Genomic DNA, 21,791 nt, shown 5'->3' with positions numbered 1-21,791 from the left:
AGAACAGCCATGTCCGACAAGCAGAGCATCGACAGCCCCCACGAGCGTCGCCCGTTCCAGGCCCACGGCCACATGGACGTCGTCACCCTCGGCGGCTTCACCCTCGGCCGCGGCACCTTCGAGCCCGGCTGGCGCTGGTCCGACGACGTCAGGCCCATCGCCGGCACCGACTCCTGCCAGGTGCACCACACGGGCCTGTGCCTGTCCGGACGGATGACGATCAAGCCCGACGACGGCGACGAGTTCGAGATCGGGCCCGGCGACGTCATCGACCTCGACCCCGGCCACGACGCCTGGACCGTCGGCGACGAGGCGTGCATCATCCTCGACACCGGCGTGGCGGCGTACGCCAAGCCGAGCTGAGCTGCTGCCGGCGCGGGTCAAGCGACCGTGAGCACCAGGAGGGCCGCGACGCACAAGGTGATCAGGCCGATCGCGACGAGGTAGACGACCGCCTCGGTCCGGCTGGCCCGGTGCTCACCCATCTGCTCAGGGTCGCGGGCCAGGCCGTACATGAAGAACAGCAGCGGGACCAGGAGCACCGCGTTGAGGACCTGGGTCAGCACCAGCAGCGGGACCAGCGGCACGCTCGGGATCAGCACCAGCGCCGCGGCGGCCGCGGTGACCAGCAGGAAGGTCGAGTAGAAGAGCGGGGCACCGCGGAAGCCGTCGTCCAGGGCGCCTTCGTGGCCGGTGAACTCGCACACCGAGTAGGCCGTGGAGAGCGGCAGGATCGCCGCCGCCAGCAGTGCCGCGCCGATCAGCCCGATGCCGAACAGGGCGCTGGCTCCCTGTCCGGCCAGCGGCTCCAGGGCGCCGGCGGCGTCGGCGGCGGAGTCGATGCTCACGCCGCTCGCGTGCAGGGTCTCGGCGCAGGTCACGACGACGAACAGCCCGATCACGCCGGTGAGCACCGATCCGGTGATGACGTCGATGCGCTCGTAGGGCAGCTGGGCGGCGGTGAGCTTCTTGTCGACCGCGTAGGACTGGATGAAGCTCAGCCCCCAGGGGGCCAGCGTCGTGCCGACGGTCGCGACGATGACGACCAGGGCGTCGCGGTTCAGGGGAGCGGAGGGGACGACCAGGCCCGCCGCCACCTCGCCCCAGTCGGGGCCGACGACGAAGCCGGCGGCGAGATAGGCGACGAAGACGGCGGCGAGCGCCATCAACAGGTGCTCGACGCGGTGGAAGCTGCCGCGCAGGACCAGCACGGAGACGAGACCGGCGGCGAGGGGCACCGACACCTCCCGGGAGACCCCGAACAGCTCGAAGCCGGCCGCGACGCCCGCGAACTCGGCGCACGCGGTGCCGAGGTTCGCGGCCAGCAGCAGGACCAGCGCCAGGCTGCCGAGCCGTACGCCGTACCGGTCCCGGACCAGACCGATCAGGCCCTGGCCGGTGGCGACGCCCATCCGGGCGCCCAGGCTGTGGAAGAGCACGAGGGCGACCGTCGAGAGCAGCAGGACCCACAGCAGCTGGTAGCCGTAGTCGGCGCCGACGACGGAGTAGGTCGTGATGCCGGCCGGATCGTCGTCGGAGAGCCCGGCGAGCAGCCCCGGGCCGAGCACGGCGACGAGCACCGCGAGCCGGGTCCGTCGTGCTGCGGGCGCGGGGGCGGTCTGGGAATCCATGGCGGCCACGGCTCAGCCCTTCGGTGGTCGGCGCAGCCGCCAGCCGGCGGTGCGCAGGAAACGGCGGCGCTGGATCGCCGAGGTGGGGCGACCGAGCTCCTCGATCGTCGCGGCGTCGGTGGCGGCCGCCTCCCGCATCAGTCGTTGCCGCTCGTCGCTGCCCAGGGCGCGCACGAGGCGGCGGCCGGTGTGGGGGTGACTGCGGCGCAGGGCGGCGGCGGCGCGGGCCGGGGCGACCGCGTGCAGGACGTCGGCGGCCTTGCGGGTGCTCAGCCGGGCGAGCAGCTCGGCCAGGCCGCGGGCGTCGAGTCGGCGGAAGCTCGCCGCATCGGTGCTGAGCTGGACCAGGTGTCCACGTCGGGACGTCAGGTGGAGGTCGGTCCAGGCGACGGCGACCGGTGGGTAGCGGAGCATCAGGCGGCCCGGACCGATGCGTCGCAGCAACGCGGCGGTGCCCAGGTCGACGGCCACCACCTCGGGGGTGAGACCTTCCTCGCCCAGGAGCACCTCGGAGACCCGGGAGAGGCGCTGTCCGTGCAGGTCGACGACCTGGGTGTCCATCACGTCGCGTGCCAGCAGGAGCTCGTCGGTCTCCAGGGGCGGCCGCGCCGGGTGCACGGGGAGGAGGTGGGCGTCGGCGCGCAGCACGACCTCGGTGGGCGTGCTCCGCGCGACGTCGGCCCACCCGACCAGGTAGCCCGTCGAGCGCCCGGACCGGACGAGCAGGTGGTCGACCTGGGGCCGGGCCGGGCCGAGGCGCACGGTCAGGTCCGCGACGCGGCCCAGGCGCCGCCCGGACGCCGAGCGGACCGGACGTCCCAGCTGGTCGGACAGCAGCGGGGGCACGGGTGCGCGCCTCATCCCGGCCTCCTCAGGTCATCGAGCCGCTCGCGCGTCTGGCGGGCGATCTCGACGTCCTCCGCGGCGGTGACCACGACCGTGCGGACGGCGGCCCCCGGTGCGGACAGCTCGCCCTCGACGACGGCGTCGTTGCGGTCCGCCCGGATCGCGACCCCGAGGTGCCCGAGCCGGGCGGCGACGCCCGCGCGAACGTCGGGGGAGTGCTCGCCGACGCCCCCGGTGAACACGAGCACGTCGAGCCCGCCCGCGCTGGCAGCCATCGCGCCGATCTCACGGACCAGACGGTGCACGTACACGTCGAAGGCCAGCGCCGCGTCCGGGTCGCCCGCCGCGCGGGCGGCGAGGACCTCGCGCAGGTCGCCGGAGGTGCCGGACAGGCCCTTGAGCCCGGACTCGTGCTCGAGGACCCGGGTCAGGTCGGCGAGGTCGGCGCCCGCGTGCTGCAGCAGCCACAGCAGGAGACCCGGGTCGATGCTGCCCGATCGGGTCTGCATCACCAGGCCTGCGAGAGGGGTGAAGCCCATCGTGGTGTCGACCGAACGTCCCTCGCGCACCGCCGCCAGCGAGCCGCCGGCTCCGAGGTGGCAGGAGACGATCCGCAGGTCCTCGACGGGGCGGCCGACGAGAGCGGCGGCACGGCGTACGGCGTAGCCGTGGGACAGGCCGTGGAAGCCGTAGCGGCGCAGTGCGAACCGGGTGTTCCACTCGCGGGGCAGCGCGTAGGTGCGGGCGGCGGCGGGCAGGCCGGCGTGGAAGGCGGTGTCGAAGGCCGCCACGGCCGGCAGGTCCGGCAGCAGCCGGCGCACGGCCCGGATGCCGGCGACGGCGCGGGGGTTGTGCAGCGGAGCGAGGTCGCTGATCGACTCGAGGTCGGTGACCACGTCGTCGTCGATCAGCGTCGCGCCGGCGTACCGCGGCCCACCGTGGACGACGCGGTGGCCGATCGCCTCGATGTCGGCGACGCCGTCGAGATCGGCGAGGAACTCCTCGATCGGCTCGAGGTGGTCGGCGCCCGTCCAGGCCTCGACCGTGCGGGTGGCGAGGCGGTGCTCGGGGTCGAGCAGGGCGAGCTTCAGGCTGCTGGAGCCGGCGTTGACGACGAGGACGCGCACCCGCTCAGCCCTCGGGGGTCCGGGTGCTGGGCTGCTCGGTCGTCAGACGGGGGCCGGCCCCCTGCTGCCACTGCCAGTGCCGCACCTCCGGGAGGTCCTCGCCGTGCTCGCGGATGTAGCGGCGGTGCTCGATGAGCCGGTTGCGCAGCCACTCGCGGGCCTGGCCGGCGTGCGCCTGCAGCCCCGGCACCCGGTCGATGACGTCGATGGCCAGGTCGAAGCGATCGACCTGGTTGAGCACCGTCATGTCGAACGGCGTGGTGGTGGTGCCCTCCTCCTTGTAGCCGCGCACGTGCATGTTGTCGTGGTTGGTGCGGCGATAGGTCAGCCGGTGGATCAGCCAGGGGTAGCCGTGGTAGGCGAAGATCACGGGCCGGTCGCGGGTAAACAGGGCGTCGAAGTCGGCGTCGGAGAGCCCGTGCGGATGCTCGCGATGGTCCTGCAGCCGCATCAGGTCGACCACGTTGACCACCCTGATCCTCAGGTCGGGGAAGAAGCCATGCAGCAGGTCGACGGCCGCCAGGGTCTCCATCGTGGGCACGTCGCCGGCACAGGCCATCACGACGTCGGGCTCCTCGTTGCCGTCGCTGCTGGCCCAGTCCCAGATCCCGATGCCCTTGGTGCAGTGCTCGACCGCGCTGTCCATGTCGAGGTACTGCAGGGCCGGCTGCTTGCCGGCGACGATCACGTTGACGTACTGGCGGCTGCGCAGGCAGTGGTCGGCCACCGAGAGCAGGCAGTTCGCGTCGGGCGGCAGGTAGACGCGGATGACGTCGGACTTCTTGTTGACCACGTGGTCGATGAAGCCCGGGTCCTGGTGGGAGAAGCCGTTGTGGTCCTGGCGCCACACGTGCGAGGTCAGCAGGTAGTTCAGCGACGCGATCGGGCGGCGCCAGGGAATCTGGTTGGTGGTCTTGAGCCACTTCGCGTGCTGGTTGAACATCGAGTCGATGACGTGGACGAAGGCCTCGTAGCAGGAGAAGAGGCCGTGACGTCCGGTCAGCAGGTAGCCCTCGAGCCATCCCTCGCAGGTGTGCTCCGACAGGATCTCCATCACCCGGCCGTCGGGAGCGAGATGGTCGTCGTACGGCAGCGTCTCGGCGTTCCACGCGCGGTCGGTGACCTCCAGGACGTCCTGGAGCCGGTTCGAGTTGTTCTCGTCGGGTGAGAACAGCCGGAAGCGGTCGGCGTTGCGGGCCATGACGTCGCGCAGGAAGGTGCCGAGCACCCGGGTCGCCTCCACCGCTCCCGTGCCGGGTGTCTCGACCGGTACGGCGTAGGCCGTGAAGTCCGGCAGCTCCAGGTCGCGCAGCAGCAGGCCGCCGTTGGCGTGCGGGATCGCGCTCATCCGGCGCCCGCCGGCCGGGTGCAGGTCCCGGATGGCGGGCACGGGCGCCCCGGCCCCGTCGAAGAGCTCCTCGGGCCGGTAGCCGCGCAGCCAGTCCTCGAGGATGCGTCGATGGCTCTCGTTGCCCCGGGCGTCGGCGAACGGGACCTGGTGGGAGCGCCAGTAGCCCTCGATGCGCTGCCCGTCGACCTCCTGGGGTCCGGTCCACCCCTTGGGGGTGCGGAGCACGATCATCGGCCAGGGGCGGCGCTCGACGCGACCGCCGCCGCGGGCCTCCTGCTGGATGTCGCGGATCTCGTCGAGGCAGCGCTCGAGGGTCGCCGCGAACGCCTGGTGCATCTCGGCGGGGTCGTCCCCCGCCACGACGTACGGCGTGTGCCCGTAGCCGCGCAGCAGGGAGAGCAGCTCGGTCTCGGGGATGCGCGCCAGCACCGTCGGGTTGGCGATCTTGTAGCCGTTGAGGTGCAGCACGGGGAGCACGGCGCCGTCGCGTCGCGGGTCGAGGAACTTGTTGCTGTGCCAGCTGGTCGCCAGGGGGCCGGTCTCGGCCTCGCCGTCGCCGACCACGCAGGCGACCACCAGGTCGGGGTTGTCGAACGCGGCGCCGTATGCGTGCGAGAGGGCGTAGCCGAGCTCCCCGCCCTCGTGGATCGACCCGGGCGTCTCGGGCGCCACGTGGCTCGGGATCCCGCCCGGGAAGGAGAACTGCCGGAACAGGCGACGCAGGCCGTCCTCGTCCTGGGCGATCTCGGGATAGGTCTCGGTGTAGGTGCCGTCGAGATAGGCCGCGGCGACGATGCCGGGTCCGCCGTGGCCCGGCCCGATGACGTACATCATGCTCAGGTCGCGGTCGCGGATGGCCCGGTTGAGGTGGGCGTAGACGAAGGTCAGGCCCGGCGTCGTCCCCCAGTGTCCGAGCAGCCGGGGCTTGACGTGCTCGGGACGCAGCGGCTCGCGCAGCAGCGGGTTGTCCATCAGGTAGATCTGCCCGACCGAGAGGTAGTTGGCGGCGCGCCACCACGCGTCGATGCGGTCGAGCTCGTCCGGGGCCAACGGTCCGAGCACGCGTGTGCCGACGGGCTGTACGGGCTTCATGGTGACCGTCTCCTGCTCGGCTCGACCGACCTGGCAGGTCCCACCCTAGGGGGAGTCGCGTCGCCCGGGTGGGGACCTTCGGCCGGTCCGAGGTGTCTCTCGGCCCTCCCCGGGCCCGCCGGTACGAGCGACGCTGGGGGAGACGGGGGGCGACGCCGGTGCCGGCGAGAGGCATCGACGCCTGGACGAGAAGGCCTGGGAGAAGGCCTCGGACAGAAGGAGGAGCCGTGGAACGGATCATGTGGCTGGTCCTGGGCGGCGTGGTCCTCGTGGCCGCGGTGCGCGCGGGCCGCCATGCCCGTGCCCTCCTCGTGGCCCGATGGGCGCTCGGTCTGCTCTTCGTCGTCTTCGGCGCCCTGGTCAACGCGCTCTACCTCGTGCTCGACCCGGACTACTACACCGACTTCGCCGAGCCGTCGCCGTTCGGCTTCGTCCGGGACACCTGGGACTCGCTGGTCGTGCCCCACCTGGGGCTGTTCATCACGATCCTGATCGTGGCGGAGGCCGTTGCCGGGGCGTTGATCCTCAGCGGGGGCCGACGCGCCCAGGCAGGTCTGATCGCCCTCATCGCCTTCCATGTCGGCCAGCTCGCGTTCGGCGGGGTGCTGTGGGTCTGGGCTCCCCTCATGCTGGTGGCGCTCGGCCTGCTCCTGCGGGCCGAGCGCCGGGCCACGGCCTCCGGAACCCCCACGCGGCGCGACGGGCGGGCTCGGTGGGCCTGGACCGCACGTCGCAGGGTGCTCAGGAGGTCGTCGTGACCGCGCCGTGCACCAGCGAGGCCAGACGGTCGTGCCCGACGGGCTCGCTCGCGAGCATCGGCAGCACCACCACCCGATCGGCGAGCGCCTCGACCCGGTCCAGCTGACGCTGCTCGGCGGCGGCGCGGAGCCGGAGCAGGGGAGAGGCGGGTCGTGCGGCTGCCAGGGAGGCGTTGACCACCCAGGCCCAGGGCGTGATGCCGGCGCGGACCAGGTCGCTGTGCAGGGCGGCGGCCTCGCTGACCGGGGTCTGCTCCGGCGTGGCCACGATGACGGCGTGGGTCAGGGTGGGGTCCTGGAGCATCATCAGCGGGGTCCGGTACCCGGTCTTGTCGGGACCGAGCAGGCGGACCATGTCGCGGTGGTAGGAGCCGGTCGCGTCGAGCAGCAGCAGGGTGTGGCCGGTCGGGGCGGTGTCGAGGACGACGAAGCCCCGGCGAGCCTCTCGGATGACCTGGGCGAACTGGTTGAAGACGGCGACCTCGTCGTTGCACGGCGAGCGGAGGTCCTCGGCCAGCGCGGCGCGCTCCGCGTCGCTGGCGTCCCTTCCCTTGGTCGCCATCACGTGCTCGCGGTAGGTCGCGATCGCCGCGGCCGGATCGATCCGGCTCACCGTGAGCAGCGGCACCGCCTCCGGGAGCGTCGAGGTCAGGTGGGCGGCCGGATCCGTCGTACTCAGGTGGACCGGATGTCCGCGGTCGGCCAGCGCGACCGCGATCGCGGCAGCGACGGTCGTCTTGCCCACCCCTCCCTTGCCCATGCACAGCACCAGCCCGTGGCCGGCCGCCTCGAGGTCGTCGACCAGCGCGGCCAGGTCCGTCGTCCCGCGAGACGTGGCGGTGTCGTCGCCGGCCGGCTCGGGCTCGGTGGACAGTGGTTCGGCCCGGTGCTCGGCCAGCAGGCTGCGCAGGGCGGGAACGCCGACGGGTGCGGGGAAGCAGAAGGCGACCTCGTCGCGCACGAGGGCGTCCAGGGACGACGGCCGGCTCGCCAGCGCTGCCTGCTCCCGCGACCGGGTCGCCTCGTAGAGTGGGTCGCTCTGGTCGGCCGGCGAGGCGGGGAGCAGTCCGTTGACGACCAGGTGGCTCGGCCGGATGCCGGTCTCCTCGAGCTCGGCGGCGGTGCGCGCGGCCTCGGCGAGAGCCGAGGGCTGGGCGCGGGTGACCAGGACGATCCGGGTCCGGGAGGTGTCGCGCAGGGCGGCGACCGCGGCGGCGTACGTCGCCCGGTGCTTGTCCAGGCCGGCCAGGGGGCCCAGGCAGGAGGTGTCGCCCGTGCCTGTGGCCAGGAAGTCCGACCAGGCGCCCGGGAGCTGGAGCAGTCGGATGGTGTGGCCGGTGGGCGCGGTGTCGAACACCACGTGGTCGAAGTCCTCGAGGACCGCCGGGTCGGCCAGGTAGGTGGTGAACTCGTCGAAGGCGGCGACCTCGGTGGTGCACGATCCGGACAGCTGCTCGCGGGCCGCGCTGATCTCGGCCTCGGGAAGCTCGCCGACGAGCGGAGTGAGGATGCGGTCCCGGTAGGCGTCCGCGGAGGCCTCGGGGTCGATCTCGATCGCGCTCAGGCCGGGCGCTGTGGGGATCGCGGTCAGCCGGTGCTCGATCGTCGTGGCCAGCACCTCGGTGAGGTTGGACGCCGGGTCGGTGCTGACCAGCAGGGTCCGTCGGCCCTGCTCGGCGAGCCGGACCGCGGTGGCGCAGGCCAGCGACGTCTTCCCGACCCCGCCCTTGCCGGTGAAGAAGAGGAACCGTGGCGGGTCGGCCAGGAAGTGGGGCAGGGCCATCGGGCTGGGCTCCTTCTCGACGGGACCGGTCCCGTGCCGTGGTCGATCGACAGGCGTGCACGGCCAATCTAGGGGCGCGCCCGAACCCCGGGGTAGGGACCTTCGGACCCCACCGGTGCGGGTCGGTGGTCCTGGGGTCGGGGCCTCACCTGGCGCGCCGGCGAGCGGTGGGCGTGGAGCGGTCCGGTCGCGGAGGCAGCAGGCTGTGGGCCGTCTCGTCCTCCTGCGCGTTGTGGAGGCGGAGCACGCCGTACAGGCCGTAGAGCAGGCGGCGGACCTCGACCACGTCCTCAGGTGCGGCGGCGTCGCCGGGGATCTCGTCGAGCAGGCGGGTCAGCCGGGCGACCTGGTGCTCGATCTCGGCGTGGGTCCGGGTCAGCGCGTACGTCGCGGTCTCGCCGAGGGCCCGGGCCACCAGCGGCACCAGCTGCTCCTGGTCGGCGCGCTCGTGGGCCAGCAGGTCGGTGCGCAACCGCACCAGGAGCCGGCGAACGGGTGCGAGCTGGGGGTCCTGGGTGGTGATCTGGTCCGCGACGGTCCGGATCTCCTCCACGACCGGGAGCGCGGCCTCGTGCTGGTCGCGCAGCTCGTGGCCGATGGTCACGTCCGCCGGCGCCAGCGTCACGGTGTGGGTCCGGCCGGGCAGCACCGCTCGCAGGGCCAGACCGATCGCCAGCACGTCGATGACCTCTTGCAGCACGGCGCCCGCGGCCGGGGGCAGCAGTCCGGCTGCGGCGGCCGCCATCGCGACCAGGGACAGGCCCATGCCGATGCCGACGGCCTGCCGGGCGATGCGTCGGGACCGCTGGGCGATGAGGATCGCGTCGGCGAGGGCGTCGACCCGGTCCACGGTGAGCACCACGTCCGCTGCCTCGGAGGAGGCGGTCGCGCCCCGGGCGGCGAGGGCGACACCGACGTCGGCGGCGGCGAGGGCCGGGGCGTCGTTCACGCCGTCGCCGACCATCATCGCGACGTCGGAGGCGCGTTCGGCCTCGATCACCTCGAGCTTCTCGCCGGGATCGCAGTCGGCGTGGACCGCGTCGACCCCGACGATCCTGCCCACCGTCTCCGCGGTGTCGGACCGGTCGCCGGTGATCAGCACGACGCGCCGGATCCCGGCCTCGCGCAGGCCGTGGATCATCCGCGGCGCGTCGGGGCGGATGACGTCCTCGAGGAGGAAGGCGCCGGCCGGTTCGCCGTCGACGGCGGCGAAGACGGTCATCGAACCGTCCAGGCTCGCGCGCCGCCGTACCCGTTGCGCCCAGGCCGGAGCCGGCTCCGGGACGATCCAGGAGCGCTTGCCGAGGGCGACCTGGTGCGAGCCCACGACGCCACGAAGGCCGTAGCCGTGCTCCTCGGCGACCTCGGCCGGCATCTCCAGCGCCAGCCCCCGTGCCGTGGCGGCCGAAACGATCGACGTGGCGAGCACGTGGGGCGACATCTGGTCCAGCGACGCGGCGAGTCGCAGCAGCTCGTCGGCGGAGAGGTCCTCGCTCGCGGTGACGGTGCCGACCAGCTGGGGCCGACCGCGGGTCAGGGTGCCGGTCTTGTCGAACATCACGACCCGGGCCGCCGCGAGGCGCTCCAGGGTGCCGCCGCCCTTGATGACGACCCCGATCCGGGTGGCCCGGGCGAGTCCGGAGATGTACGCGATGGGCGCGGCGAGCAGGAGCGGGCAGGGGGTGGCGACCACCAGCACCGCCACGGCGCGGACCGGGTCGCCGGACAGCGCCCAGGCCCCGCCGGCGAGGAGGAGCGTCAACGGCACGAAGACCACCGCCAGCCGGTCGGCGAGGCGGACGAAGGGAGCTGACGAGGCCTGCGCCTGCTCGACCAGGCGAACCACGCCGGCGTAGGTGGACTCCGCGGCGGTCGCGGTGGCGAGCAGGTCGAAGGGCGCCCCGGCATTGACCGCCCCACTGCGGACGACGTCGCCCGCCGCCTGCTCCACCGGCAGCGGCTCCCCGGTCAGCGCGGACTCGTCGAGCGTGGCCGCGGTGAGCAGCCGACCGTCCACCGGGACCACCTCGCCGGTGCGTACGACGACCGCGTCCCCGGGCGCGACCCGGTCGACGGGCACCTCGACCATCCCGTCGGCCTCGCGGCGCCGGGCCGTGCGAGGAGAGCGCTCGAGCAGCAGGCGCAGCTCGCGACGTGCGCGTGCCTCGGCCCGGGCCTCGAGGAGCTGACCGGTGGTGAGCATGACGGTGATGACCGCTCCGGCGAAGTACTCGCCGACGGCGAGCGCGCCGCCCAGCGCGAGCAGGGCGATGACGTCGACCGTGGGCCGGTGCCGGCGTACCGCGTCGGCGGTGGCCACGAGAGCGACGACCAGCCCGACCACGGTCCCGGCCAGCCACAGGGCCTCGGCGGCGCCGTCCTCGTCCAGCGCCCACACGACGCCACCGGCGGCCAGGAGCAGGCTCCCGGCGCCGAACAGGTACACCACGAACCGTCCCTGAAGGTCCTCCATGCCCTCAGCCCATCGCATTGCGCGGGGTGCGACAAGGGACTTCTTGCGGGGCTCGGGGGGCCGATCGTCCCTCAGGCCGAGTCCGACTCGTCAGGCGTCGTAGTCGACGACGACGCTCGAGGAGGTCGGGTGGGACTGGCAGGTCAGCACGTACCCGCCGGCGAGGTCGCTCGGTGACAGCGCGAAGTCCTGGTCCATCTCCACGCTGCCCTGGAGGACCTTCGCCCGGCAGGTGCCGCACGCCCCGCCGAGGCACGCGTACGGCGCCTCGACCCCGGCCTTCAGCGCGCTCTCGAGCACGGTGTCCCCGGCGTCGAGTGCCAGCTCGCGCTGCTGCCCCGAGAGCCGGACCGTGACGTTCGCCGGGCGGTAGCCGTCCGTGACCCGCGGCCGGTCGTAGCCGTGGAAGAGCTCGACGTGCAGCCGTTCGGTCGACACCCCGTGGTCGAGGAGGACATCGCGCAGGTCGGTGACCATCTCGACCGGACCGCACAGGAACCACTCGTCGACGGCGGCTGCCGCCAGGTCCGTGGTGAGCCAGGCCGCCAGCCTCGCGCCGTCGACCCGGCCGCGCAGCGGCGCGGGATGCCTGGGGTCGCGGGAGCGGACGTGGATCACCCGGAGGCGGTCGGCGTACAGCGTCTCGAGGTCGGCGAGCTGCTCGCCGAACATGGTGCTGCCCGCGTCGCGGTTGCCGTAGATCAAGGTGAACCGGCTCTCGGCCTCGACCTCGAGCGTCGTGGTCAGGACGGACAGGATGGGCGTGATGCCGCTGCCGGCCGCGATGGCGACGTAGGTCTTGGCGGCGAGCGGGTCCACCGGCGTGCCGAAGGAGCCCGCCGGGGTCATCAGCTCCAGCACGTCGCCGGCGCGCAGCTGCCCCATCGCGAAGGACGAGAACGCACCGCCCGGGATGTGCTTGACGCCGATCGCGAGCTCACCGGAGGCCACCGAGGAGCAGATCGAGTAGCTGCGCCGCACGCCCTCGCCGCCGAGGTCGGTGCGCACCGTGAGGTGCTGTCCGGCCTGGAACGCGAACTGGTCCCGCAGCTGGTCCGGGACCGCGAAGCGGACCAGGACGCTGTCGCCGGTGAGACGTTCGACGCTCGCGACCGGGACCCGGTGGAAGACGGGATGCGAGGCCGAGGACCGCCTGGGTGCGCGGATCGGCAGGATCGGCGCCAGCCTGCCGTTGAGGCGCTTCCACTCGCGGTACTCCTGGGGATCGAGCTGCTGACCGAACACGGTGCCGATCGCCGCGTCCCGCTCCAGGTACGCCTCCTCGTTGCGGCGCCAGGCAGCGACGTAGCGGTGGAAGGGGATCGACGGGTGGAGGTGGTGGACCAGGTGGTAGTTCTGGGACAGCAGCAGCGGGGTGAGGATCCACTCCGCCCCGACCCGGTTGCGGGTCGCGCGATAGCGGTTCTCCTGCTGGGTGTCCTCGAGGTCGTGGTGGGGCAGCCAGTCGAACCACCAGGCGAGGACGAACATGGCGACCCGCTCAGGGATCAGGTAGACCACCGCGAGCGTCCACAGGTGCCCGCTCACCGAGCATCCCACGATGACCGCGGCGCTTGCCGTGATCAGGAATGCCGTCTCCAGCACCTCGGCCCGCGGCCGACGGCCCAGGTTGCGCACCAGGAACGCCAGGTAGGGGACGTCCATCAGGGCGAAGCGGACGGGCACCTGCCAGGTCGGTGCGCCGCTCACGAAGTGGTCGGGGTCGTTCTCGTCGTCGTTGGTGTTGCGGTGGTGCTCGATGTGGATGAACGCGAACGACTTGAACGAGATCAGCGGCGACACGAAGAGCATCGCCACCCGTCCGAAGGCCACGTTGACCCATCGATGGGTGCTGATCGAGTAGTGCGACGCGTCATGGAGGACCGTGAACAGCACGAAGATCGCCGCCGCGGACACCGCGACCGTCACCGGGACGGGCAGGCTCGCTGTGAGTGCTGCCCAGGTCGCCGCGGCGAAGACCGTCAGCGCCGCCGAGAAGATGACGACGATCGGCCACGAGAGCGAGGGCACTCGCACACCCGGATCCGGGAGGGCGTGGCGCGAAGGTGCGGGCTGCACGGTCGAGGCGGTCATGCGGGGAACGTACGGCGGCGTACGGCGCTCGCGACAGCGCTCCTCAGCCCACTGCCATGTGCTGTGAGCACACGGCTCCTCAGGAGGGGTCGGCCGGCCGCGGCCTGAGCACCGTGGTGCCCAGGCGCTGCGTGAGGCGGAGCGCGGCGTGCAGCTCCGCGATGCGCTCCGTCGCCGGCCGCCCGCGGCGTGCCTCGGCGCGGCGCAGCCGCTGCAGGACGGTGTTGCGGTGCAGCCCGAGCGTGAGCGCCGCAGCAGCGAGGCCGCCCTGTGCGTCGAGCACGGCGAGCAGCGCGCGCCGTTCCTCGTGCTCCCGCTCGCCCGGGGCGGCGAGGTCGCCGAGCTCGGCGGCGACGAACGCCCGGGCCAGGGCGAGGTCCTGGCTCAGCACGTCCACCAGGGCGACGTCCTCATAGGCGGTGACCGACGCTGCGCCGTCCGAGAGCTCCGCGGTCCGGCGGGCCCGCAGCGACTGCAGGTGCGTCTCGCGGAAGCCGGGCGTTCCCTTCGCCGATGCGCCGATGGACACCCGGACCGTGGGCGGAAGGATCGGGTTCAACGCCGCGATGCCGGACGCGAGCTGCGGGGCCGTGGTGGTGGCTGCCCAGCCCCAGAGCGCCCGTGCGCCGTCGGGCACCAGCAGGGGGGAGCGGGCACCCAGGTGGGAGGCGACCAGCAGGCCGACCGGCGCGAGGTCGACGTCCTCGCGATCGGTCCAGCACACGAAGCCGGTCTGCCAGTCGGTGAGCCGGTGGGACAGGGTTCGTTCGGCCCGGCCCACGTCCACCCGGTCGCCGGCGATCAGAGCCCGCACGGTGTCGGTCCTCGCGGCGCGCGCCTGGTTGGCCCGCCGGTCGAGCTCCGCGACGTACTCGAGCGCGACCTGACTCGAGATCCGGTCGATGTAGGTGAAGCCGAACGACTGCAGCCCGTCGACGGCAGCGAGTGCGACGGCCGGATCGGTGATGATCCCGCGGATCACGGCCACGAGACGCTCGGTGAAGTAGGCGTGGCCCATCCGGTAGAACCGGAGCATGACGTCGACGCTGTAGCCACGCGCTGCCATGGCGCGAGCGTGCTCCAGGGCGGTCACGGGCGCCGTCGCGGCCGAGACGTCGATGCCGTGCCTGACCATCGACAGTGCCGCCTCGAGGTTGGAGGAGCACGAGCCGAGAGTCAGGCCGCGCAGCTCCGGGTCGGCCCCTGCCTCGGGGATGCGCTGGAGGAGGTAGGCCAGCATGTCCTCGGCGTGCGAGGTGACGTCCTCCAGGAGCTCGGCGGCGGCTCGACGCAGCTCGACGGTGACGTGCTCCAGGGACTCCACGATCAGCGAGTGTCCCATCGTGCTCGAGACCTCGCGCCAGCGCGCCCGAGCGTGCGGCACGAGCTGCTGGACGGGACCCTTGTCTCGACTCCTCGGGACCTTGGGCTCTCGCCCCGCTCCGGCAGCGGGTGGAGGCTGCTGGGAAAGCCAGAACGAGGAGGCACCCTCGATGTCCTCAGAGACGTCCTACGACACCGGCGCCCCGACCATCGAGGTGCGCATCTACCGAGACGACGTGCTCCTGGTCCGGGAGCTGTGCGAGACCGAGGAGGACGCCGCTGCGGTCGTCGAGCAGTGGTCGGACGCCGGGAACGTGTACGTCGTCGTGGACGACCTCTCGGCACACCACGGCCCCGAGGACATCCTCGCCCCCGACGACTTCGTGTTGGACGAGGACGAGGACGTCCCCCTGGCCTCGGCGGTCCTGCCCGGCTACGGGACCGAGTAGGGAGCGCCACGTGAGCACCCTCGAGGCCATGCGGGACACCGCGCTCGCGCTCGTGAGCCGGGGCAGGGGAGTGCTCGCTGCGGACGAGAGCACCCCCACGATGGCGAAGCGCCTGGCCGCGGTGGGCCTGGAGTCGACCGAGCCCCGCCGGCGCAGCTACCGGGAGATGCTGTTCGCCACCGACGGACTGGGCGAGCACGTCAGCGGCGTCATCCTCTTCGACGAGACCGCACGACAGCGCGACCAGGAGGAGACGCCGTTCCCGGAGCTGCTGCGGCGCCGGGGGATCGTGCCCGGGATCAAGGTCGACGGAGGCATCCGGCCGTTGGCCGGCTTCCCCGGCGAGGTCGCGACGCAAGGTCTGGACGGGTTGCGGGAGCGGCTCGAGGAGTACGCCGCGCTCGGACTCCGCTTCGCCAAGTGGCGGGCCGTGATCCGCATCGCCGACACTCTGCCGTCGGCCGGCTGTGTCGAGGCGAACGCGCACGAGCTGGCCCGGTACGCGGCGCTCTCGCAGGAGGCCGGGCTGACGCCCATCGTCGAGCCCGAGGTGCTGATGGACGGAGCCCATGACCTCGACACCTGCGCCGAGGTCACCGAACGGGTGCTCCGTGAGGTGTACCAGCAGCTGGGCCGGCAACGGGTCGTGCTCGAGGCCACCCTGCTCAAGCCCAACATGGTCCTGCCCGGCAGCGAGTCGGACAGCAGGGTCACGGACCAGCAGATCGCACATGCGACGATCGCGGTGCTGCGCCGGACCGTGCCCGCGGCGGTGCCCGGCATCCTGTTCCTCTCCGGTGGTCAGAGCGATGTGGAGGCCACCGCCCGGCTGGACGCGCTCAACCGGCTGGCACCGCAACCGTGGGAGCTGAGCTTCTCGTTCGGACGAGCGCTGCAGGCGCCGGTGCTGAAGGCGTGGGGCGGCCAGGAGGCGAACCGGGCGGAGGCCCAGGCGGCCCTGCTGCGCCGGGCACGGCTGAACGGCGCCGCCCGCAGCGGCGAGTACACGGCAGATCTCGAGCAGTCCGCCTCCGGCGGAGGATCAGGGCACGGCGTCTCGGTGGGCCGCGACTGACCGGCAGACGCGCCGGCCACCACCGGCGAGCCCGGTGTCGATCATCGCGACCGCTCGTCGCCGAGCTCCCGGAGGGCGAGGTCCCTCTGCGCCCCGACGCCCGCGGCTGCTTCGTCGCCCGCCATCCAGGAGTGGCACAGCCACCAGGCGGTGACGCCGCCGAAGGTGCTGGACGGGTCGATGCCGGTGACGGCCGCGAAGCGCTGGACCCGGTTGCGGACGGTGTTCTCGTGCACGTAGAGCGTGCGGGCGACCGCGGTGGCGTCGCGACCGGCCTCCAACCAGGCGCGGACGGTGCCGGCCACGGCGCCTGCCGCCGCTCCGAGCTCGACCTGCGCGGCTCGGTGGTGGGCGCTCACGGTGGCCGCCAGGTCGGTGCGCGCCAGAAGCGCGGCGACGGGTGCGACGTCGCCGATGTGGACCGGTCCGACCAGTCCGGACACCTCCGCCGCCGGGACGGCCGCGACCGCCTGTCGGTGCGCCACGCCGAGCTCCTCGGCCGGGACCGGCCCTGCGATGCCGATGATCTGACGTGGCCCACCCGAGCGGAACGTCGGCTCGCTCGGTACGACGGCGACGAGGGTGTCCCGAACCATGGCGGCGATGGCGGGGCCGCTGCCCTCGGTCAGCCGTCGCAGGGCGGCGGACGCGGCCTCGCTGGGCCGGGTGACGAGCACCCACAACCCGGAGCCTGCGGCGAATCCCCGTTCGGCCGCGGCCAGGGTCGCCGCGGAGCCGCCCTCGAGGAGGCGCCGCATCAGCTCGGTGTCGCGGTCCCACGCGTCCTGCGTGCGCGGTGCGTCGCGATGCGCGCGGATCAAGCGCGCCCGCACCGCGTCGGCCCAGTCGTCGTACAGCTCACGGGCGTCCAGGAGCCGCTCCGCGGGGATCCCCGCCTCCTCGGCCAGGTCGCGGGCCCGCGCCCAGATGGTGCGCTCGGAGATCCGGACCGAGCCGAGCACCACGTCGATCGGGATGCCCTGACGGGCGCGGGTGACGGCGAGCTGCTCGACGACCGTCAGCTCCGCCTCGGTCGGCGCGCGTCGGCCCGCCAGCGCGCGAGCGGCGGCGGTGAGCAGGACCCGGGTGTGGCCGGTGATGTCGGAGACCGGCAACGTGGCCGACTCCTGGACGTGGCTGCGCACCGCGGCGACCACCTGAGGGAGCAGCGTGTCGTCGGCGAGCACCCGCTCGATCAGGTCGACGAAGGCCTGCCAGTCCCGCTCCTCCACGCTCACCCGCCGATTCTCCTCGCTGGTTGTGGCAAACCACAACGCAGCCGCCGAAATCGGTGACCAGGGCCACTCCGAACCCGGCGTCGCGCGCCTAACGTTGTGCCGGGAACCACGAGGCGGCCTCGCCTCGCTACGGAGGGGAACGAATCCATGAGGAAGCCCGCTCGCGTCGCCGTGGTCGGCGCCGGTGCTGCCGGCCTGGCCGCCACGAAGGCGCTGCTCGATGTCGGCGCCGACGTCGTCACCTACGAGAAGGGGGACCGGCCCGGGGGCCTGTGGGACCAGCACAACAGCAGTGGGCTGTCTCCGGCGTACGGCTCGCTCCATCTCAACACCAGTCGGGGGCGCACCGAGTTCGCCGACTTCCCGATGCCGACCGACTGGGTGGACTACCCGTCGGCGGCGCTCGTGGCCGGCTACCTCGCCGACTACGCCGAGACCTTCGGCGTCACCGAGCGGATCCGCTTCGACACCACGGTGACCGGCGTCGAACGAGCAGAGTCGGGACCTCGGCGCGGCGCCTGGACGGTGACCACCGCGGCCGGCGCCACCGACTGGTACGACGCCGTCGTGGTCGCGAACGGCCACAACTGGGACCCCCGCTGGCCCGAGCCCGGCTACCCGGGCACGTTCGACGGCGTCCAGATGCATGCCCACGACTACCGCAGTGCCGAGGTCTTCCGCGACCGCCACGTGCTCGTGGTGGGGATGGGCAACTCGGCCATGGACATCGCTGTCGACGCGTCCTACGTCGCGGCCGCGCCGGTGCTGCTCTCCGCGCGCCACGGCGTCCACATCGTGCCCAAGTACCTCTTCGGTCGCCCGGCCGACGCCACCGGCGGCGCGATCGCCGCGCTCCCGTGGCGGATCCGCCAGCGTCTGGCCGAGACCATGTTGCGGGTGGCCGTCGGCCGTCCCGAGGACTACGGGCTCCCGGCGCCGGCGGGTGGGCTGTTCCAGAACCACCCGACGATCAGCGACACCATTCTCCACCGGCTCACCCACGGCGAGGTCGTGGCGCGGCCCGGCATCGAGCGGCTGGACGGCGGTCGCGTGGTCTTCACCGACGGCCGCAGCGAGCGCGTCGACACGATCGTGTGGGCCACCGGCTACCGCGTCACCATCCCGTTCCTCTCCGAGCAGTGGCTCGGCGCCGAACCGGAGAAGATGCCGTTGCACCACCGCGTCTTCCATCTCGACGACCCGAGCCTGGCGTTCGTCGGGCTGATGCAGTCCACCGGCGCCGCGCTGCCCGTCGTCGAGGCACAGGCCAAGCTCGTCGCGGCCCACCTCAGCGGCAGCTACGCCCTGCCGGCCGACGCCGAGCGCCGCGCCGTCGCCGATCGGACGCTGCGTGAGGCCCGCGCCCGGTGGGGGGAGAAACGGCCTGCGATGCGCATCGACTTCGACGCGTACGTCGCCTCCGTGCCCCGCGAGATCGCGGCCGGGCGGCAGCGCTTGGCCGAGGGCGCCGGCGCGTTCGAACCCCGCTCGACCACGCCCCCCGATGCCACCTCCTCCGACACGACCTGTGAGGTCCCCGCATGAACCTGCGTGACGCCACCGGCCTCCGCGTGCTGATCACCGGCGCCTCAGGCACCTTCGGCCGCGCGCTCGCCGCCGAGCTGACCTCGCGTGGGGCGCGGGTCGTCGGGCTCGACGTCGCGCCCCGCGCCGACGACCCGATCACGGTCATCCGCTGCGACCTGACCGACGACGTCGCCGTGCCGGCCGCCGTCGCGCAGGCTCTCGAGGAGCTCGGCGGGCTCGACATCCTCGTCAACAACGCCGGCATCGGCGGGCCGGCCCCGGCCGAGCTCGCGCCCGGCGAGGAGGTCCGCCGTCAGCTCGACATCAACCTGCTCGGCACCTGGCGGGTCAGCGCGGCCTGCGTGCCGGCGCTGGTCGCCTCCCGCGGGCGGGTCGTCATGGTCGCCTCGCGGATGGCCGTCATGCAGCTGCCCCTCGCCGCGGCGTACGGCGCCTCCAAGCGCGCCATGGTCGCCTACGCCGACGCGCTGCGCCTCGAGCTCGGCACCCACGTCGGCGTCACCTGCGTCTACCCGTCGGCCGTGCGCAGCCCGATCCACGACTCCACTGCGAAGGCGGGCCTCTCCCTGGAGGGGATGAGCTCCTACGAGCCGCTTGAGGGGGTGGTCGCCACCGTGCTGCGCGCCGCTCTCTCGCCGAAGGCCCCGCGTGACCTGCCGACCACTCGGAAGGGGGCGGTCGAGCTCTTCCTCGCCCGCCACCTGCCGCGGCTGACGGACCGGATCGTGGCACGCACCTTCTCGTCCCGGATCCGCTCGGGCGCCTTCGCCGACGCCACGCTGGCCGCCGGCGCGGTGGCCCGCCAGGCCGAGATCGACGCCCGCAACGACGCGGAGGCCCGGGCGTGAGTGCCACCGACGCGGTCCCGCCGAGGGGGACCGCCGCGGCTGCGCCGGATGCCGCGGGTGCGGCCGAGGACTCGACGCGGGCCGGTCGGGGGCCGCTGGTGCAGTACGCCACCGGCTCGCTCGGCATGGGCGCCTGGGTCACCGTGCCCGGACTGCTGCTGCTCTACTTCCTCACCAACACCCTCGGTGTCTCCCCGCTGGTCGCCGGCCTGGCGCTGCTGTTGCCCAAGATCATCGATGCCGTCATCCACCCGCTCTTCGGCACGCTCTCGGACCGCCAGGCCCGCGGGCAGGGTCACCGCCGCGGCATGATGCGGTGGGGCCTGCTGCTGGGCGTCGCGATGATCGCGATGTTCACGGTCCCCGGCGGCCTGCACGGCACGCCGGCCGCGGTGTGGGTCGCCGCCTGGTACGTCGCCGGCAACGTCCTCTTCGCGGCGTTCCAGGTGCCGTACCTGACCACGCCCTCGGACCTGCGGGTCGGCTACCACGAGCGCACCCGAGTCTTCATGGTGCGGATGGTGCTGCTCACCGTCGGTCTCCTCGTGGCCGGTGTCCTGGCTCCCGCCCTGGTGTCCGACGAGCAGCGCGGCAGCTACAGCCGCATGGCACTGGTCTTCGCGGTTCTCATGGCCGCCACGGCCCTGGTCGCGCTCCGCGGCGTACGTCGGCTCAACGCGACCTGCGGCTTCCGCGAGCCTGCCGTCCACTCGCAGTCCGCGGTCGCCGACCTGCGGCTGGCCTTGGGTGATCGACACTTCCGCACGCTCGTGCTGTCGTACCTGTTCACCGGCGCGACCACCCACCTGGTGCTCGCCGCCGTGCCGTTCTACGCCGAGCACGTGCTCGGGCGGTCCGGACTGACCGCCGTGCTCATGGGTGCCTTTCTCGGCCCGGCCCTGGTGGCCTCGCCGTTGTGGCTGCGGGTCTCCGGGCGGATCGGCAAGCAACGCGGCCTCCTGCTCGCGCAGTTGTTGTTCGTGCTCGGTGCCCTGATGCTGGTCGTCGGTGACTACGTGCCGGTGGCGTTCACGGTCGCGGTCGTCGTCCTGCTCGGCACTGCCTTCGCAGGTCTGCAGCTGTTGGCCTTCGCCATGGTGCCCGACGCGGTGGCCGCGGCCGAGCGTCGCGGGCAGTCGCGTGCCGGCGCCTACACCGGGGTCTGGACCGCCACCGAGGCCGTCGGCACCGCAGTCGGGCCCTACGTCTACTCGGCGGTGCTCGCCGTCGGCGGCTTCGCCTCGGCGGTGGACGGCGAGAGCGTGCCGCAGACCGCGGGCGCGGTGCACGCCATCCTGATCGGGTTCACCGCCGTGCCTGCCGTGCTCATGTCGGTCGCCTGGCTCATCCAGCGCCGGTGCGGCCTCGACGGTCTCGCGGCCAGTGAGCGCTGACCTCTACTCGTTGGGGTCGCTGGTCGGTCTCCTCGCCATCGCGGTCGGGGCCGTCGCCCAGGCCGCGACGGGCATGGGGTTCTCCTTGGTCGCCGCCCCCTTCCTGGCGGCGGTCATGGGACCGCGTGACGGGGTCGCGGTCACGATCCTGCTCGCCGCGCTGTCGTCGGTGGCGCCACTGTGGGGCAACCGCGCGCACGTCGATCCGCGGGCCGTCGGTCGCCTGCTGGTTCCCACGTTGGCGTTCACCCCGCTGGTCGCGTGGGCAGTTCACGACGTCGAGACCCGCTGGCTCGCGCTCGGCGGCGGGGTCGGGGTCATCGTTGCCACCCTGTTGCTCGCCAGTGGCCTGCGCTCGCCGTGGCTGCGGCGCCGCGAGGCCGTCGTCGCTGTGGGGGCTGCCAGTGCGACCCTCAACGTCGTCGGGGGAGTCGGCGGGCCGCCCGTCGGCCTCTACGTCGCCAACGCCGGCTGGGAGGCCCAGCGGGCGCGAGGCACCCTGCAGGCCTTCTTCGGCATCCAGAATCTCGTGACTGCCGTCATCGTGGGCGTCGTCCTCCCGGATCCGGCCCAGCTGGCGGCACTCGTCGCCGGCACGACGGCCGGGTTGCTGCTGGCCAACCGGATGGGGCTGGCGACCGTGCGCGCCGGGATCCTCGCGGTGTCGCTGTTCGGCGGCGCGTGGCTGGTGTGGGGAACGGTGTAGTCGGCCGGCGCCGAGGCGCGGGAGAACCCTCAGAAGCGAGCCTCGCTCGCGATGT

The 21,791-nt window shown here is 73.1% G+C and carries 17 protein-coding genes; 8 read left to right on the top strand and 9 right to left on the bottom strand.

Annotated elements, in window-relative coordinates; all coding sequences use genetic code 11:
• Positions 1-9 precede the first annotated feature (9 nt).
• The gene (locus tag KU893_RS14360) at positions 10-363 is read left to right on the top strand and encodes a cupin domain-containing protein (RefSeq protein WP_218235045.1); all 354 of its coding nucleotides are present in this window, start codon (positions 10-12) and stop codon (positions 361-363) included.
• Positions 364-380: 17 nt separating this feature from the next.
• On the opposite strand, the gene KU893_RS14355 is transcribed toward KU893_RS14360, so the two are convergent.
• The 4 genes from KU893_RS14355 to KU893_RS14340 are packed head-to-tail and all read right to left on the bottom strand — an operon-like array spanning position 381 to position 6,047.
• On the bottom strand, positions 381-1,631 hold the full coding sequence (locus KU893_RS14355; protein ID WP_218235044.1) for an NRAMP family divalent metal transporter: 1,251 nt from the start codon (positions 1,629-1,631) through the stop codon (positions 381-383).
• Positions 1,632-1,643: 12 nt separating this feature from the next.
• The gene (locus tag KU893_RS14350) at positions 1,644-2,492 is read right to left on the bottom strand and encodes a hypothetical protein (protein ID WP_218235043.1); all 849 of its coding nucleotides are present in this window, start codon (positions 2,490-2,492) and stop codon (positions 1,644-1,646) included.
• The gene (locus KU893_RS14345) at positions 2,489-3,604 is read right to left on the bottom strand and encodes an acetate/propionate family kinase (protein WP_218235042.1); all 1,116 of its coding nucleotides are present in this window, start codon (positions 3,602-3,604) and stop codon (positions 2,489-2,491) included. Before KU893_RS14345 ends, KU893_RS14350 begins: the two co-directional genes overlap by 4 nt.
• A gap of 4 nt (positions 3,605-3,608) precedes the next feature.
• Positions 3,609-6,047, bottom strand: coding sequence for a phosphoketolase family protein (locus tag KU893_RS14340; RefSeq protein ID WP_218235041.1), 2,439 nt, complete (start codon positions 6,045-6,047; stop codon positions 3,609-3,611).
• Between the two features lie 227 nt (positions 6,048-6,274).
• Here KU893_RS14340 and KU893_RS14335 point away from each other — a divergent pair, with 227 nt between their 5' ends.
• A complete protein-coding gene (locus tag KU893_RS14335; protein ID WP_218235040.1) occupies positions 6,275-6,805 on the top strand; it encodes a hypothetical protein in 531 nt (176 codons plus the stop codon).
• Here the strand turns inward: KU893_RS14335 and arsA are convergent.
• The 4 genes from arsA to KU893_RS14315 form a co-directional block, all read right to left on the bottom strand.
• Positions 6,789-8,588 (bottom strand): arsenical pump-driving ATPase, encoded by a 1,800-nt coding sequence (gene arsA, locus KU893_RS14330; protein WP_218235039.1) that lies wholly within the window; start codon positions 8,586-8,588, stop codon positions 6,789-6,791. The genes KU893_RS14335 and arsA overlap by 17 nt on opposite strands.
• Before the next feature lie 145 nt (positions 8,589-8,733).
• A complete protein-coding gene (locus tag KU893_RS14325) occupies positions 8,734-11,061 on the bottom strand; it encodes a heavy metal translocating P-type ATPase (protein WP_218235038.1) in 2,328 nt (775 codons plus the stop codon).
• A gap of 90 nt (positions 11,062-11,151) precedes the next feature.
• A complete protein-coding gene (locus tag KU893_RS14320) occupies positions 11,152-13,155 on the bottom strand; it encodes a fatty acid desaturase (protein WP_218235037.1) in 2,004 nt (667 codons plus the stop codon).
• 79 nt (positions 13,156-13,234) lie between these two features.
• Positions 13,235-14,479, bottom strand: coding sequence for an RsbRD N-terminal domain-containing protein (locus KU893_RS14315; RefSeq protein WP_218235036.1), 1,245 nt, complete (start codon positions 14,477-14,479; stop codon positions 13,235-13,237).
• A 169-nt stretch (positions 14,480-14,648) separates the two neighbouring features.
• On the opposite strand from KU893_RS14315, the gene KU893_RS14310 reads away from it, so the two are divergent.
• Positions 14,649-14,927, top strand: coding sequence for a hypothetical protein (locus tag KU893_RS14310; RefSeq protein ID WP_218235035.1), 279 nt, complete (start codon positions 14,649-14,651; stop codon positions 14,925-14,927).
• A 10-nt stretch (positions 14,928-14,937) separates the two neighbouring features.
• Positions 14,938-16,002 carry a class I fructose-bisphosphate aldolase gene (locus tag KU893_RS14305; protein WP_257441240.1) on the top strand — a complete coding sequence of 355 codons (1,065 nt, stop codon included), beginning with the start codon at positions 14,938-14,940 and terminating at the stop codon, positions 16,000-16,002.
• Positions 16,003-16,043: 41 nt separating this feature from the next.
• On the opposite strand, the gene KU893_RS23640 is transcribed toward KU893_RS14305, so the two are convergent.
• Entirely contained in the window at positions 16,044-17,240 is a 1,197-nt protein-coding gene (locus KU893_RS23640; protein WP_218235034.1) for a helix-turn-helix domain-containing protein, read from the bottom strand.
• Between the two features lie 147 nt (positions 17,241-17,387).
• Here KU893_RS23640 and KU893_RS14295 point away from each other — a divergent pair, with 147 nt between their 5' ends.
• From KU893_RS14295 to KU893_RS14280, 4 genes are read left to right on the top strand one after another with little or no spacing between them, the layout of a single operon-like run.
• Entirely contained in the window at positions 17,388-18,785 is a 1,398-nt protein-coding gene (locus KU893_RS14295; RefSeq protein WP_218235033.1) for a flavin-containing monooxygenase, read from the top strand.
• Positions 18,782-19,636, top strand: coding sequence for an SDR family NAD(P)-dependent oxidoreductase (locus KU893_RS14290; RefSeq protein ID WP_218235032.1), 855 nt, complete (start codon positions 18,782-18,784; stop codon positions 19,634-19,636). The genes KU893_RS14295 and KU893_RS14290 overlap by 4 nt, the downstream gene beginning before the upstream one ends.
• Entirely contained in the window at positions 19,633-21,030 is a 1,398-nt protein-coding gene (locus KU893_RS14285; RefSeq protein WP_218235031.1) for an MFS transporter, read from the top strand. The genes KU893_RS14290 and KU893_RS14285 overlap by 4 nt, the downstream gene beginning before the upstream one ends.
• Positions 21,020-21,736 (top strand): TSUP family transporter, encoded by a 717-nt coding sequence (locus KU893_RS14280; RefSeq protein WP_218235030.1) that lies wholly within the window; start codon positions 21,020-21,022, stop codon positions 21,734-21,736. The genes KU893_RS14285 and KU893_RS14280 overlap by 11 nt, the downstream gene beginning before the upstream one ends.
• Positions 21,737-21,791: the final 55 nt, after the last annotated feature.

The organism is Nocardioides daeguensis (genome assembly GCF_019192965.1).
Lineage (GTDB): Bacteria > Actinomycetota > Actinomycetes > Propionibacteriales > Nocardioidaceae > Nocardioides > Nocardioides daeguensis.
The sequence above is the reverse complement of the archived record's forward strand: the minus strand, read 5'-3'. Positions and strand labels throughout refer to the sequence as shown.